Source organism: Paracidobacterium acidisoli (assembly GCF_003428625.2).
In the GTDB taxonomy this organism is placed as follows: Bacteria; Acidobacteriota; Terriglobia; order Terriglobales; family Acidobacteriaceae; genus Paracidobacterium; species Paracidobacterium acidisoli.
The window spans coordinates 624,308-639,204 of record NZ_QVQT02000003.1 but is presented as its reverse complement, the minus strand read 5'-3'; the positions used below and the strand labels follow the sequence as shown (position 1 = coordinate 639,204).

10 protein-coding genes are annotated in these 14,897 nt (G+C 62.1%); 4 read left to right on the top strand and 6 right to left on the bottom strand.

The features are described 5' to 3' along the window. Positions 1-48: 48 nt before the first annotated feature. Positions 49-1,977, top strand: a complete 1,929-nt coding sequence (locus D0Y96_RS10360) for an ATP-binding protein (protein WP_117299380.1) — start codon at positions 49-51, stop codon at positions 1,975-1,977. Here the strand turns inward: D0Y96_RS10360 and D0Y96_RS10355 are convergent. Both D0Y96_RS10355 and D0Y96_RS10350 read right to left on the bottom strand, forming a co-directional pair. Continuing rightward, on the bottom strand, positions 1,942-4,191 hold the full coding sequence (locus D0Y96_RS10355) for a chymotrypsin family serine protease (RefSeq protein ID WP_117299378.1): 2,250 nt from the start codon (positions 4,189-4,191) through the stop codon (positions 1,942-1,944). The genes D0Y96_RS10360 and D0Y96_RS10355 overlap by 36 nt on opposite strands. Positions 4,192-4,389: 198 nt before the next feature. Beyond that, positions 4,390-4,686 (bottom strand): hypothetical protein, encoded by a 297-nt coding sequence (locus D0Y96_RS10350; protein ID WP_117299376.1) that lies wholly within the window; start codon positions 4,684-4,686, stop codon positions 4,390-4,392. A 556-nt stretch (positions 4,687-5,242) separates the two neighbouring features. On the opposite strand from D0Y96_RS10350, the gene D0Y96_RS10345 reads away from it, so the two are divergent. Beyond that, entirely contained in the window at positions 5,243-5,407 is a 165-nt protein-coding gene (locus tag D0Y96_RS10345; protein ID WP_199480230.1) for a hypothetical protein, read from the top strand. 63 nt (positions 5,408-5,470) lie between these two features. Here D0Y96_RS10345 and D0Y96_RS10340 read toward each other — a convergent pair whose 3' ends face one another. The 4 genes from D0Y96_RS10340 to D0Y96_RS10325 all read right to left on the bottom strand — a co-directional run bounded on the left by D0Y96_RS10340 (position 5,471) and on the right by D0Y96_RS10325 (position 9,856). After that, positions 5,471-6,352 (bottom strand): NAD(P)-dependent oxidoreductase, encoded by an 882-nt coding sequence (locus D0Y96_RS10340; RefSeq protein WP_117299372.1) that lies wholly within the window; start codon positions 6,350-6,352, stop codon positions 5,471-5,473. 129 nt (positions 6,353-6,481) lie between these two features. Continuing rightward, on the bottom strand, positions 6,482-8,137 hold the full coding sequence (locus D0Y96_RS10335) for an OmpA family protein (RefSeq protein WP_117299369.1): 1,656 nt from the start codon (positions 8,135-8,137) through the stop codon (positions 6,482-6,484). 194 nt (positions 8,138-8,331) lie between these two features. Then, a complete protein-coding gene (locus tag D0Y96_RS10330; protein WP_252263642.1) occupies positions 8,332-8,973 on the bottom strand; it encodes a response regulator in 642 nt (213 codons plus the stop codon). 82 nt (positions 8,974-9,055) lie between these two features. Further along, positions 9,056-9,856, bottom strand: a complete 801-nt coding sequence (locus tag D0Y96_RS10325) for an Hpt domain-containing response regulator (protein WP_117299363.1) — start codon at positions 9,854-9,856, stop codon at positions 9,056-9,058. A gap of 56 nt (positions 9,857-9,912) precedes the next feature. Here D0Y96_RS10325 and D0Y96_RS10320 point away from each other — a divergent pair, with 56 nt between their 5' ends. Both D0Y96_RS10320 and D0Y96_RS10315 read left to right on the top strand, forming a co-directional pair. Further along, positions 9,913-13,284 carry a TonB-dependent receptor gene (locus tag D0Y96_RS10320; protein ID WP_252263641.1) on the top strand — a complete coding sequence of 1,124 codons (3,372 nt, stop codon included), beginning with the start codon at positions 9,913-9,915 and terminating at the stop codon, positions 13,282-13,284. Between the two features lie 103 nt (positions 13,285-13,387). Next, positions 13,388-14,869: a DUF2339 domain-containing protein gene (locus tag D0Y96_RS10315; protein ID WP_117299362.1), complete on the top strand. Its 1,482-nt coding sequence runs from the start codon at positions 13,388-13,390 to the stop codon at positions 14,867-14,869. Positions 14,870-14,897: the final 28 nt, after the last annotated feature.

Sequence of the window (14,897 nt, the reverse complement as noted above, 5' to 3'; positions counted from 1 at the left end):
ACGAACTGTTCCGAACCCTCGGAAGGAATCATTTCTTCCGCTGATGCTATGGCAGTGCTGAGACCACGCACGATTCGCGGCCAGTTGATGGCCGGCCTGATCTTTTTCGAGCTGCTGGCCCTTCTGGTCTTCGGCGTGCTCATGGTGCGCGAGGAACGCCAGATCGTGCAGGAGCGCATGGACCATCGCCTCGAATACCAGGCCTCCATCCTCGCCGTGCAGGCCGGCACCGACTTTGAGGCCGGTCACTTCGATCTGCTCGTCCCCGTCCTCCACGCCATGCAGGACGCGCCCAGCATCCGCTCCGTTCAGATCACCAACGCCTTCGGCGTGACCCTGCTGAGCAGCGAGCCAGGCATGGAAAACAAGCTCAACCTCACCGGGCAGGAGATGAGCTACCTGCGCGACCTGCACGGTCCGGTCGTCTTCTGGTCCGCTCCCGGCACGCATGAGGCCGTTGCCCCGGTGCGCATTCACGGGGAGCTGAAGGGCTTCGTCTGGATTTACCCCGACGATGCCAACGACCGCGTCCAGCTCCGCTCGCTGATGAAGGTGACCCTCATCTCCGCCCTCGTCGGCCTGCTCGGCTGCACCATTCTCGCCAGCGTCATGGCGCGAACCATCGCCCGCCCGCTCGGCGTGCTGATGAAGGCCACCCGTCAGCTCATCCGCGATCCCGAAGATATCTCGTCCTTTCCGCTTCCCGTCACCTCGGCAACGGAATCGGCGGATCTGACCGTGGCCTTCAACCTGATGGTCGCCTCCATGCAGGAGCAGCGCGCCGGCCTCACCGAAACTCTCGCCCTGCTCGACTCCATGCTCGCCAACGCGCCCACCGGCTTTGCCTTCTTCGATCGCAAATGCCGCTTCGTGCGCGTCAACCAGTTTCTCGCACGCATGAACGATGTGCCCGTTGCGCGCCACCTCGGCCGCACCGTCCACGAGGTCTTTACCCGTCCCGCGGCCCTTCGCCTCGAGCGTGCCATCGAAGAGGTCTTCCGCACCGGCGAGCCGGTTCAGGATCTCGAGCTCAACGGCGAGCTGCCCTCGCAGCCCGGCCTCACCCGCAACTGGCTGGTCAATGTCTATCCGGTGCGCACCGACGCTCAGACCGTCCGCTGGGTAGGCGCCATCATCGTCGACACCACCGAGCGCCGCCGCGCCGAAGACGCGCTGCGCAAAACCGAGAAGCTCGCCGCCGCCGGCCGGCTCGCCGCCTCCATCGCTCACGAAATCAATAATCCGCTTGAGGCCGTGACCAATCTGCTCTTCCTCATCCGCCAGAGCCCCCTCGATGCCGAAACCTCGCGCTTCGCCGATCTCGCCCAGCATGAAGTCGCCCGCGTCTCCGAGATCACCCAGCAGACGCTGCGGTTTTACCGCCAGTCCACTCTGCCCACCATGGCCAACCTCTGCGAGCTGCTCGATTCCGTTCTCTGGCTCCATCAGGGCCGCGTCAATACGCTGCACGTGCGCGTCGAGCGCGAGTATGACAAGGACGTCCATCTCTTCTGCTTCGCCGGAGAGATGCGCCAGCTCCTGGCCAACCTCATCGGGAACGCGCTCGATGCCATGAGCCCCTCCGGAGGCACGCTGCGCCTGCGCGTCCGCAGGACCCACTCGCCAAAGGACGGCGGCCTCACCGGTGTCCGCATCTCCGTGGGCGATACCGGCTGCGGCATCCCGCCCGAGGCGCGCCGCCGCATCTTCGAGCCCTTCTACACCACCAAAGATGTTACCGGTACCGGACTCGGCCTCTGGGTCAGCGCCGAGATTATCCGCAAGCATCAGGCCATCGTCACCCTGCGCAGCCGCACCCGCGAGCAGGCCGACAGAATCCAGCCCGGCATCAGCCAGGGAACGGTCTTTTCCGTCTTTTTCCCCTCGAATCCGGAAGAAGAGAGGCCCGATCAGGAAGCGGAGATCAGCTCCGAGCCCGGCTCAGTGGCCGAGCTCAGCGGGAACACGCCACTCTGACGCGCTCCGCTCCGCCCGGCTCTGCCGCGTCGCCTCCAGCCCCTTCAGCGCGCAGCTCGAAACCGCATTCGGTTCCGCATACTTCGACCGCGTCACATGAAAGCGGTGCAGTCGCATGTACCGCACTCTGAGCCCGCCCAGGGTCGCCGGCATCACCCTCGGGCTCTGATTCACATCCGCCAGCACCAGCAGCGCCGCCTGTGACGCGTCATCCTCGCTCTGCGTCACGCCCACCCCGAAGATCGCCGGATCGCTCATCAGCGCCGAAGCGTACTGCCGCTCCACCACACCCGCATGCGTCAGCGCAGCCGCCGTCAGATGAATCCCGGCCTCGACCGCCGGCGCCGCCGGCTCCACGCCGCGCGCCAGGGAAAGAGCATCGGTCGCAATCACCTGCGTCCGTATGCCGCCGACCGTCTCCGGAATCGCCGTCTGCGGCTCCGCGGTCTTCAGCTTCGCCGCGTCCACATACACAATCACCGCGCCCTCGCCCGGCGCATCGAGGCTTTTGCCCGTGGCCGTCGCCAGAATTCCCTTTTCGTTATTCACCAGCGGCGCCGCCAGCGTCTCCGCCACAAATTGCGCCCGCTCCCGCGCGCCGTCGGAAACCTCCGGGCCCGCCGTCTCTCCCGCCGCCGTGTCGTACTTCAGGCAGGCAACCTCATGAGCCGCCGTTGTGCCCACAACGCTGAACGCGCTGCCGCCCCGGCTGCTCAGCTCATCCAGAACATCGCCGATCGGATTCGCAATGCTGATCCCGTTGCCCTTTCCGTCCGATCCTCCGGCAAAGTACAGCCCCACCGGCTGCGCGTTCGCGGCATCGAGCACCAGCGCGCCCGAATCGCCGCTGTCGGTAAAGTGATCTCCGGCGATCCCGATCTGGTTCACGTACGTCTTCGTGTAATAGGGCTCGGTCTCCGCGCAGTCTCTGTAGTAATCGACCTTCACCGTCAGGTCTACGCTGTCCACCGTCGAGCACGTCAGCCCTGTCGTCCGTCCGCTCTTCGCCACCTGCAGAGTGTTCAGGTTCGCCGCCGTCAGCGCTTCGCCATGCCCCGCCATCGGAGGCGCAGCCGTCAGCGCTTCGTCCGCCCCCGGTCCTCCCAGCTGCAGAATGCTTCCCGCCGGGTCCACCGCTCCCGGAGCCACCGAGGCCACCGCCGCGTCCACATTCGTCTGCGTCGAAGCCAGCGGCACATAGAACTTCAGCGTGCCCACCGGATGCACCGTCGCACCCGCCGCGCTCAGCGGCACGCATGCTCCATCGATCAGCCCCGGCTGATCGATCGGATCGCCCGCCTTCGCCTGATCCGACTCCGCCAGCACATGATTGTTGCTCAGGATGTACTGATTTCCCTGCGCATCCGCGACCAGCGCGCCCAGAGTCCCTCCGCAGCAGTCCGCGATATACGGATCGCCGTTGCGATCCTGCCACGTGTCGTAGTCGTTGTCGTTGCTTCCCGAGCTGCCCAGCGCAATCGCGCCCGTCTGGATCGCCTGGTTTGCCGACGGGCTGCTGTTCACGCCCTTGTCATCGAGCAGAATCTTCAGCGGAGCCGTCGCCGGGCTCCCGTTGACCGAGGCGATCAGATACACCGCCCCCGCCTGAACCGCAACCGGAGCCAGATACGTGACCCTGCAGGTCGTATAGCGCTGCGCATTGCGCTGGCATGTCTCCCCGCTCAGCGTGCCCAGCAGCGGATTCTCCTCGCCGCCGCCCGCGCCCGAAGTCGAGAGCGACCACTCCACCCTGCCTCCGCTCACTTCGGCAATCTGCCCCGTCACTTCCAGTGCCGATCCCGGCGTCAGCGCCGCATTCTGCGGCAGAAGCGGCTGCACAAACCCCGGATGGACCATCACGGTCTCTACCGCGCTGCTCGCCGGATTGCCGGCAAGAACCGCGCGGACCTGCACCGCAGCCTCATCGAGTGAAAGCGCATTGGGCGGCGTGTAGATGCCGCTGGCGTCAATCTTTCCCTCGCCCAGTACCGCTGAATTCTGTCCGCCCGTGACCGCCCACTTCACTGCGGCCGGCTCACCCGACGGCAGTGTCGCGTGGAAGGCTATCTGTCCGTTTGTATTGACCGAAGTCGCGGAAGCGCTGATCGAAAAGGCTCCGTCATTCGCCTGCGGAGCGAAGCTCATAGTGCCGCACCCCGCCATCGCAAGAACGAGCGGCGCCGCAAGCAGACGGGCTTTTGCGAAAACCAGCATATGCGGAAAAATGCCCGAGGGGAGGGTACAGCTCTATCGTACTGTAGACGCCTGCACGCCTGTCTGGCCAATGATTTACGCTTCGATGAATTGATTTCCGGAGAAAAACTGGTAATCGCAGAAGAATTACTTCAGTAATCCAATTCTGTCACAGCCCGGAAGGCAGACCGTCTCCGGGACTGGATGCACAAACTCCCGTCAGGCGGCGGAGTCCGGTCTCCGGCTGCTCACAGGAACAAGCTGCGGGCCATTCGCGGCCGGCATCGCTGCCGCAGGAATCACCTTCACCTCGCCCGCATCGATTGCCTGCATCCGGCGCACCTGCCGCGCCGACAGCAGGCGCATCGTATCCGGCGAGTACCAAAGCTGCTTCCCGCAGTCCAGACAGACTTTATAGCTCTGCTGCTGCAGCGTAAACGGACGGCTCAGATGATCATGGCGGCAGCCAAAGAAAATCTCAAAGATGAAACCCAACACCTCGCGTATCACATTCATGGGTGTAAGTCCCCTCACTCTTTCCATACCGCAGTCGCGGCTCACCCGAGCACGCACCTGGTATCCGCGCACTTGCTCAGATGCACTATGGTGGGAAAGGTTGCGGTCTCGTTTCAGCCGCATTCCGGCCAAAAGTTGTATGGCCTTCCTGCTGAAAAAGACTGCGGATGGCCCACGGCGCAGCAGCCCATGCGTCCGCGCTCACCCAAATACCTCATCCGCAACAGGTTCATCCTGTCTGAAGAATTTCTCCGATTCCTCTTCGCAATCTTCGCGCCGCCCGCATCCATTCCCTGCAGGCGAAGTCGCTATGGAGAATTGGCGCAATATTCATCGCTTCGTTCGTCCGGCCTGTAGCGTTCGGGCTTTTTCAGGCCGAAGAAGGGAATATGCCCGGGTTTTCATTCCCATCACCAAAGTTTCAGCCGTAAATACTGGTGTTTCGGGTGCATGGAGCAGCAAGGCGGTACCATAAGGTATGGCAAGAGGATGGGAAAGTAAATCAGTGGAAGAACAACAGGCTGAAACTCAGCCAGTGCCCGGTAATGCGGCCAGAATGGCAAGGGAGGCTGCCGAAAAGGCCAACCGCCAGCGGGAGCGTCAGAGCCTGGAGCTGCAGAAGGAACGGATTCTCGATCAGCGTACCTCCAGCCCGCATCGCCGCGCCGCCCTCGAAGCGGCCCTTGCCGACATCGAGGCACGGCTCAGCGCTCTGGAGTAGTTCTCTTTGCCGCTGCTGCCACCATGGCGGAACGGCAGCGGTTTCGTGTGCGGTGCCGCTGCGTTATCGCGGCTTTCGCATCGCTTCTCCCGCCAGCCTGTAATATCCTCCGGCCCAGTCGGCGTCCTTCATCCCCAGCTCGATCGCTTTCTGAAGATTGGCCGTAAAGATATCCGCCAGTGGTGTGGCAATCTCCGCGCTCTTCGCGGAATCGCAGAAGAGCCGCGCGTCTTTCTCGCCGACGGCAATGGTGCCGCCCGCCTGCTCCGGCGGATGCAGCATGATCTCTCCATAAGCACGATAAAACGGCGACTGAAACAGCGCGCTGTTCACCGTCTCCACAAAGACCGCCGGATCGATGCCCATCGCCTCCGCGTACACCATCCCTTCGGTCAGCGATGCAATCATGGCCGTGATCAGAAAGTTGCCGCCCAGCTTCATCGCGTGCGCGCTCCACGGCTGCTCTGAAACGACAGAGACGCCGCGGCTGAACTGCTCCAGTACTGGCCGTATCTTTGCGACCGGCTCCGGCTTGCCGCCGACGGCAATCCACAGCCGCCCCTCCTGCGCTACATTCGGCCGTCCGAAGACCGGAGCGCCGACAAAATGCTGTCCGCGCCACGCGTGCTCTTCGGTTAATTTTTTCGAGAGTGCAACGCTGATCGTGCTGAGCGATACATGGATCGCGCCCTCGCACATCGCCTTCAGCACGCCGCCCTGGTACAGCACCTCTTCGAGAGAGGCATCGTCCATCACCATCGTGAAGACGATATCGGCATCGACCGCTGCCTCTTCCGCGCTTCGCGCGACCGTCGCGCCCTCTTTCTCCAGCGCCTCGGCGCGCGCGGCCGTGCGATTCCACACCGTTACCGGATTGCCGTGCTTTAAGAGCAGACGCACAATCGGCTCGCCCATCTTTCCCAGACCAAGAAATGCAATACGCATGATGACTCCGGAGAACCTGCCTGAAATCAGCCGTCCTCAGCGAAACTGGATGCATCCAGCATAGGGCACGCGGCAAAAAAAGAGGCCGCTGCTTTGGAGCGGCCTCTGCAAACGAAGACCCGTCACGCACTACGACGGAGGTACATTCGATACGCCCGAGTTACTCTGCGGAGGAGCAGGAGCCTGCGATTGCGGCTGCGCCGGCGGAGGAGCAGCCAGCGGCTGGCTGTTCTGCTGCGTCGGTGCCTGTTCCTGCACGCCGATCGCATGGCCCGAAACCACAAGCTGCACGCGGCGGTTCTTTGCCCGTCCTGCGGAAGTCGCATTATCCGCCACCGGCTGAGCCATGCCATAGCCCGTCGACGTGATATTCGCCAGCTGCACGCCCTGCGCCACCAGGAAATCACGCACCGCGTCCGCCCGCTGCTGAGAGAGCTTCTGGTTATATGCGTCCGAGCCGATATTGTCCGTGTAGCCTTCCACCTGCAGCTTCAGATCGGGATAAGTGAGCAGAATGCCCGCCACACGCGCCAGCCTCACCTGTGCATCCTGCTTCAGCGTGTATTTGTTGAAGTCGAAGAGCACATCCGACATGTTCACGATCAGGCCGCGCGCCGTCTCCTGCGTAGCCAGCACCTGATTGAGCTGCTGACGCAGACGCTCACGCATCTGCTCCGTCTGCTGGCTTGCCTGCTGCGCCTGCTGCGATGCCTCTCGCGCCTGGGCCTCGGCCGCTTCACGCTGCGCGCGCGCCCGTTCTGCCTCGGCCTGCGCTGTAGCCGCATCGGCCTCCGCCTTCGCTCGCTGCGCTGCAGCCTCCTGCGCCTGCAGTGCAGATTGCTGGGCCTGCTGCTGCGCCTCTTCCGCCTGTTGTTTGTGCCGCGCTTCGTCCTCTTCCCTCTTCTTGCGGATCGTCTCTATGCGCGCATCCTCGGCCGTCTGCACGGCCTCGCGGGCGTATGTGATCTCTTCCTTGCTGTTTCCCTTGTGCGTATCCATCGCCTGCGCGTTCTGCAGGTCCTGCTGCGCCGTGGCCAGCGTATCGCGCGCATACTGCGCCGCGCCGTCAGCCTCGGCGATCTGCACCGCGTTGATGGCCTCATACAGCTCCAGCGGAGAGCGGTCGTTCCTCGTAATCGGATGCAGCACCGCATGCCGTCCCGCAATCTGCGTATAGGCGCCGCGCGGCAGCAGTGAGTAGTGCGCATTCACCGTCTCCAGAATGCCCGTCGTCTTGTCGTGAATAATCTCGTTCTGGATCACCACTACATCGCTCGGCATGGTGACTGCGAAGTAAGGCTCAGCCGTCACGATCAGTCCAAACGACTGCAGGTCCGTCGTCACCGTGATATCGCACTTCGATCCATCCGGAAGAATCTCGCCCAGATTCACCGGGCGCCCCTCCGGCGTGATCGCCCACAGCACATAGGTCAGGTATTCGATTCCGAAGTTGTTCGCCGGGATCAGATCGCGCAGCTTCACGTGAATGGACATTCTGCCCTTGAAGCTCTCGACCGATGCCTCACCCCGCGCCTGCGGCAGCAGACTCGTGCCTTCAAAGGCGATTTTGGTGGAGCCGCTGCGATGAAAATAATTGACCGCGGGAATATCCCGCCCGACCACCGTGACCTTGTATACCGGAACCCCGTTCTCCACCTGCGCCTGAGGCAGCTGCCGCTGCTCCGACTGCGGCCACTGGTGCGTCGAGGTTGGATTCGGCTCCTGTGCGCCGGCCGCACACCATGCCGCGCAGGCAAAAAATAAAATGAACACTTTCTTCTGCATATGTTCTTGTTCTCCTGAGGCCATTCCTCTCCGGGCATGCCTGGGTGCCAAAAACAAATGCAGATATCCACGCCCGGCAGACAGATCATTTCTGCCAATGCCAGGGTGGATGCGTTTACGTTCAGGAAGGGTGGCCCCGCTCACGCCAGCGAGGCCGCAAAGGTTAAAGAAGAGATCGAAACAGCGCGAAAATATCAGTTCTGCAGGGCAACCAATTGATGCGCGATGGCAAACATGGCCAGCTCCAGACGCGTCGATACGCCCGTCTTGTCGAAGATATTCGACAGGTGCCGCTTCACCGTCTCCTCGCTCAGACTGAACTGGCGCGCAATATCGCGATTGCTGCAGCCTTCGACGATGCAGCCCACCACTTCCATCTCTCGCGGCGTCAGACCGAAGGTCTTCCGCTCCGGAACCGCGGCCTGCTGCATCAGCTCGTGCAGCGCGCCCACCAGGTTCACCACGCGCCGTCCGCCGATCCAGTAATCGCCCGAGGCCACTGCGCGAATCGCCGACGTCAGATGCTCGGTCAGCGCATCCTTCAGCACAATGCCGCGTGCGCCGATCTGCAGCGCCTCGATAATCTGCTGCGTGCTGATCGTGCTGGTCAGCAGAATAATCTTCACTGTCGGCGATCCGCTCATGATCGAGCGCGTCGCTTCCAGACCCGGCAGCCGGGGCATATGCAGGTCCAGCAGCAGCACATCAGGAAGCAGCTCGAGCGTCTGCGTGATGGCCTCGTCGCCGTCGCCGGCCTCGCCCACCACATCCAGGTTCTCGTCTGCCTGCAGCATGTTGCGCACGCCAATGCGCACAACCGGATGATCGTCGGCCATCAGAATGCGGATCGGCGGCGCCGCTGGTGACCGGTATCGGGGAGAACTCGCCCTGGGGGATTTGGCTTGTTGAGTCATGGCTTTAGTTGATTGTTGCTAACAGCATACTCTCCACTGTCTCAGATTGAACCGTCAAATCTTCTATCATTTGCAGAAGATCGTCCACTGTTCTTTGCTCGCCTGTCTCTATAACGGATGCAATGCCGGCCATTCCGGAAGCCCCGATCATCGACGCGCTCCCCTTCAGCGTATGAGCCAGACGGCGAACCGCGGCAAAGTCGCCGGCCTCCGCCATCGTCCGCAGCTCTGTGACCCGTTTCCGCGAATCCTCGAAAAAAGCCTCGCACACTTCTCTCAGCGCCGCCGGCGGCATCGACCGCTGCAGCGCCGAGAACACTCTCGTATCGACGCCCGGCGACTTGCCGCAGCCCGCGGCATCCGCCGGCGCTCGCCTTGATCCCAGATGCTGCAGCCAGCCTTCCGACAGCGGTTTTCTGAGAACGGCATCGTAACCGTCCACAGCAGCCGGAGGAGTCGCGCTCATCGCGATCAGCCTTGCTCCCGGCGCCGATGGCCGCAGCCATCCCGCCAGCGCCGGCCCGCTGATCCCCGGCATCTGCAGATCGGCCAGAATCACATCCGGCCTGCAGTCCACAGGACACTCGCCCAGAATCTCGATCGCGCGCTCTCCGCTCTCTGCCTGAAGCACCTGATGCCCCTCTGCCTCCAGAAGAAGCACCGTGACTGCCAGGCTGATCGGATCATCGTCCACGGTCAGAATGCGGTAGACCCTGGAAGCTTCCGGTACATTCATCGAGTAAAGCCCCCGGCATAAGGTTGTACTGACCGTAATGCGCTGTTCAGAATCATTGTAGACATTCATCCCCTGTTCGCAATCGTTTAAACAAGGTTTCGCCTGATCTTTGTAACGTCAGATTCATGAAAAAACGAACAGTTCCGGTCCTCGGACCATTTTTTCTGGCAGGCCTTTTTCTGTTTTTCTGTTTTACCGGTACCGCGTACGCCCAGTATGACAACGGCAGCTGTGTAGGCACGATTCACGACACCACGGGAGCCGCCATCTCCGGAGCCACCGTCACCGCAACCGACACCGCCACCGGCATCGCCACCAAAACGACCAGCAACGGCACCGGCGATTATGTCTTCCCGTCGCTCCGCATCGGCACATATAACATCTCCGCGACCATGCAGGGATTCGCCGTCGCCGTCGCGCAGAACATCTCCATCACCGTCGGCGGCCGTCAGCGCATCGATCTCTCGCTGAACCCCGGTGAGGCCCAGACCACCGTCGAGGTCAGCGACGTCGCCCTCCAGATCGAAACCGACTCCAGCCAGCGCGACCAGACCATCACACAGTATCAGAGCCAGGCCTTTCCGCTCGTCACGCGCAACTACACCGATCTGCTCGGCCTCGTCACCGGCTCGCGCGCAACCGGCAACGGCGTGCTCAACACCAGCGTCAGCAGCCTCATCCGCTACGGCTCGTTCAACATCAACGGGCAGCGCAGCATGTTCAATAACTTCCTGCTCGACGGCATCGACAACAACGCCTACGGCGAAAGCAACCAGGGCTTCGACAACCAGATCATCGCCGTGCCTCCCGACTCCGTCGCGCAGTTCAGCGTCGTCACCAACAACGAGAGCGCCGAGTATGGCCGTTCCTCCGCCGCGACCATCAACGTCTCTTCCGCCAGCGGCACCAATCAGTTTCACGCCATGGCATACGAGTTCCTCCGCAACACCGACCTCAACGCCATCGGCTACTTTCCTCCGCTCGCGCCGGGCACGACCAGCGACATTCTGAAGCCCAAGTTCAACCGCAATCAGTTCGGCATCAACTTCGGCGGTCCCATTCTGAAGGACAAGCTCTTCTTCTTCCTCGATTACGAAGGCTTCCGCCAGGTGCTCAGCCCCGTCACCTTCCTCAGCCTGCCCAATGCGAATGAGCGCAACGGCATCCTGAGCGTCGCCGTGCAGGACCCCTACACCGGACAGCTCTACCCCGCCGGAACATCGATCCTCGGCTCCTCCGATATCTCTCCGACTTCGGCAAAGGTCCTGAATTACCTCAACACGCTCGTTCCCGCCAACCCCGCGCTCTCTCCCTCCGGCAGCATCGTCAACGACTATCAGACGCAGGCGCCCTTCACCGACAACTCGGATAAAGGGGACCTTCGCCTCGACTATCAGCTCGATCCGAAGGACGCCTTCTTCCTGCGCGTCAGCGACCGCAAAGAGACCGCCGTCAACCAGCCCACGCTGCCCCTGCCGCTCGATGGCGGCACAAACGGCACGCAGCGCATTCTCGATCAGCAGATCGCCCTCGGCTATACCCGGCAGATCTCCTCGAATAAGCTGCTCGATGCGCGGCTTGGCCTCTCGCGCACCAAAGCCGGTAAATACACACTCTCCATCGGCGACAACGTATTCAGCATCCCCGGCCTTCCCACCGATCCCACCGTGGCCGGCGGTCTGCCCTCCACGTCTATCTCCGGCGGCTTCTCCGCTCTCGGACGTCAGAGCACCAATCCGCAGTGGCAGAACCCCGCTCTGCTCGACCCCAAAGTCAACTACTCCTGGGTCATCGGCAAGCACTCTCTGAAGTTCGGCTACGAGTACGAGCACATCTGGATGGCCGTCCAGGACGCGAACCCGCTCTACGGCAGCTTCACCTACTCCGGCGGCTTCTCGAAGACCGGCACCAGCACCGCGGCCGACAACTACTGGGCCGACTTCCTCTTCGGCTCCACCAGCCAGTACGCCATCGCCACCTACTTCGTCGCTCATCTCCGCCAGGAGATGGACAACGCCTACGCACAGGACGACTGGAAGATCAGCCCCACGCTGACCCTCAACCTCGGCCTGCGCTGGGAGTACGGCTCGCCCTACTGGGAGCAGCACAACCTCCAGTCAAACTTCGATCCCTCCACCGCGACGCTCATTCAGGCAAAGAGCGGCGGCATTTATGACCGCTCCCTCGTGCATCCCGACCTCAACGACTTCGCGCCTCGTGTCGGCTTCGCCTGGGCCGCATCGCCGCACACCTCGGTGCGTGGCGGCTTCGGCTCCAGCTATGTGCACTACACCCGCGCCGGCTCGGGAGACATCCTCGCCATCAACGCTCCGCAGGCTCTCTTCTACTCCGTCAACCAGACTCCCGGCTCCGCCGGTTACAAGCGCGTCGATCAGGGATTTTCCGGCACGCTGTCACAGCCCTTCACGGCGGCCACGCAGCTTACCGACAACATCACCTACGTCCCGGCCAATACGCGCGACAGCTACGTGCAGAGCTACTACCTCTCGGTCCAGCAGGCCCTGGCGAAGAACACCCTGCTCGATATCGCCTACGTGGGCAACCGCGGTCTCAAGCTGCAGGACTTCCTCAACTTCAACCAGAAGAATCCCTCCAATGGCTTCGCCCGCCCCATTCCCTCCTGGGGAGACATCACCGAGGCGCTCAACGAGGGCTACTCCACCTATAACGCGCTTCAGGTCCGCTACGAGCAGCGCTACTCGCACGGCCTGACCCTGCTCAACTCCTTTACCTGGGGACACTCCCTCGACAACGACAGCGCATCGCTCGAAAGCAATACGCCTTCGCCGCAGGATGCGAACAACCTGCGCGCCGAATACGCGCAGTCGGACTACAACCAGCCCATCGTCAACACCACCAGCCTCGTCTATGAGCTCCCCTTCGGAAAAGGCCGCTCCTATATGAATCAGGGCGGATTTCTGAATGCGGCTCTCGGCGGATGGCAGGTCAGCGCCATCAATCAGATGCAGGCCGGCATCCCCTTCAATCTGGTCTATAACCCGCCGTCCTACGCGCAGGTCTCGCCCCTCATCAGCGCTACCTATCGCGGTGCGAACGAGTACCGCCCGAATCGCGTCCCCGGTCAGAAGCTGATCCTCTCTAAGTCCAAGGCAGCCGGTGCCAACACCGTGCAGTACGTCAACGTAAAGGGCGCGCTCGAGCTTCCGGCAACCGGAACCCAGGCCGCGCCGCTGAGCCCCTTCGGCAGCCTCGGCAGAAACCCGATGCGCACGCCGTCCTATTACGACACCGATTTCGCCTTCAACAAGAAATTCGATACGCCGCTCGATAATCTGAAGGTCGAGTTCCGCGCCGAAATGTACAACGCCTTCAACCACACCAACTTCAATCTGCCGTCGACCACCATCAGTGGCACGCAGAGCACCACCGCCGCGGCTCCGGCCAGCTCCGGTGGCGTCGTCAGCAGCACCTTCGAGCCCCGCATCTTCCAGTTCGGTCTGAAGATTCTTTACTGATTCACTCTGCCTTCGCTTTGCTCATTTTGGGAGCCGTTTCCGGCTCCCATTTTCTTTGCTCTGACTATTCCCGGGCGATTCGCGGACTGTACATTGATCTGGAATGAACTCTGAGTCGAAGGACGCCTTCGAACCACAGATCGCCGAGCTTCGCGCCCGCGTGCAGCGCCTCGAACGTGCGCTGCAGGCACGCGGCATCGTACTCGAAGCGCCGTCTCCGTCCCTGCAGCCGCCATCGGCATCTGACGCAGCAGAAGCTGCTCCTTCGCTGTCGGAAGTCGCACCCCAATCCATCCAGACACAATCCGCTACCTCGCCCGCAGCCACCCCGTCTGCCTTCCAGTCCGTCGAGCCTGCGCCAAAGGACGACCGCTCTCTCGAAGCCCGCATCGGCTCGCAGCTCTTCAATCGCATCGGCATCCTTGCAGTGCTCATCGGCATGGCATGGTTTCTCAAGCTGGCCATCGACAACCACTGGATCGGCCCCGCCGGCCGCGTCATCATCGGCCTCATCGCCGGAGCCGGCCTCATCGCCTGGTCGGAGCGCTTCCGCAGCAAGGGCTACCGGGCATTTTCCTACTCGCTCAATGCCGTCGGCAGCGGCATCCTGTATCTGTCGCTGTGGGCCGCCTACTCGCTCTTTCATCTGCTTCCATTGCCGGCGGTTGCTCTGGCTATGCTCCTGGTAACAGCATCCAACGGCTTTCTGTCATGGCTGCGAAACTCCGAAGTCCTTGCGTTTTACGCAGCGGTAGGCGGCTATATGACGCCGCTGCTGCTCTCCAACGGCCGCAATCACGAAGCCTCGCTCTTCAGCTGGCTTCTGATACTGAATGCCGCCGCGCTTCTGCTCGCGGCTCTGCGTCCATGGCCGCGAATGGCCGTGTGCGCACTTCTCGGCACGATTGCGTATGCTGCCGGCTGGTACGCCGTCTTCTACAGCGATGCGCAGTTTGCGGAGACGCTGGTATTTTCCGTTGTCTTTCTGCTGGTCTTCGCCTCCGTTCCCTGGTGCGTGAAGGAGGCTCCTGGTCACCATCATCGGGAAGTCGCTCTGTTCGTGGCATCTGTGAATGCCGCGTTTGGATGGGCAGGAATCTTTTTGCTGTTTCATCGAAGCGGATGGCCCTGGGCTGCTCTGGCGCTCGCTGCGCTTTACTTCATCCTGTCGCGTATTCCATCTGCTTCTTCTCTTGTTGCGCTGCATCTGCTGACGGCAAATACATTTCTGCTGACCGCCGTTACCGTCGCGATCCATAACTACTGGCACGCGGCTGCAATGTCTCCGGCGCAGCGCATGATGGATGCGCAGTTCAGCGATTCAACATGGTTTTTGCTCTTCGGCGCGGTCCTTCTTGCCGCCGGTTTTCGATTCCGGTCGGCGCCGCTGCGCTGGCAGGCGCTGGTGCTGCTATGCATCAGTATCGCGAAGGTATTTCTTGTGGATATGCGAATGCTCAGCCAGGGCTATCGCATCTTCAGCTTCCTCGGCCTCGGCGTACTGCTGCTGGCCGTCAGCTTTGTCTATCAGCGGGACTGGCTCGGATTGCGCCGCCATCTGCAGACCCCTGGCAACAGGCCATAAGGAATCCGCGTTTTCCAGTCCCTCTTCC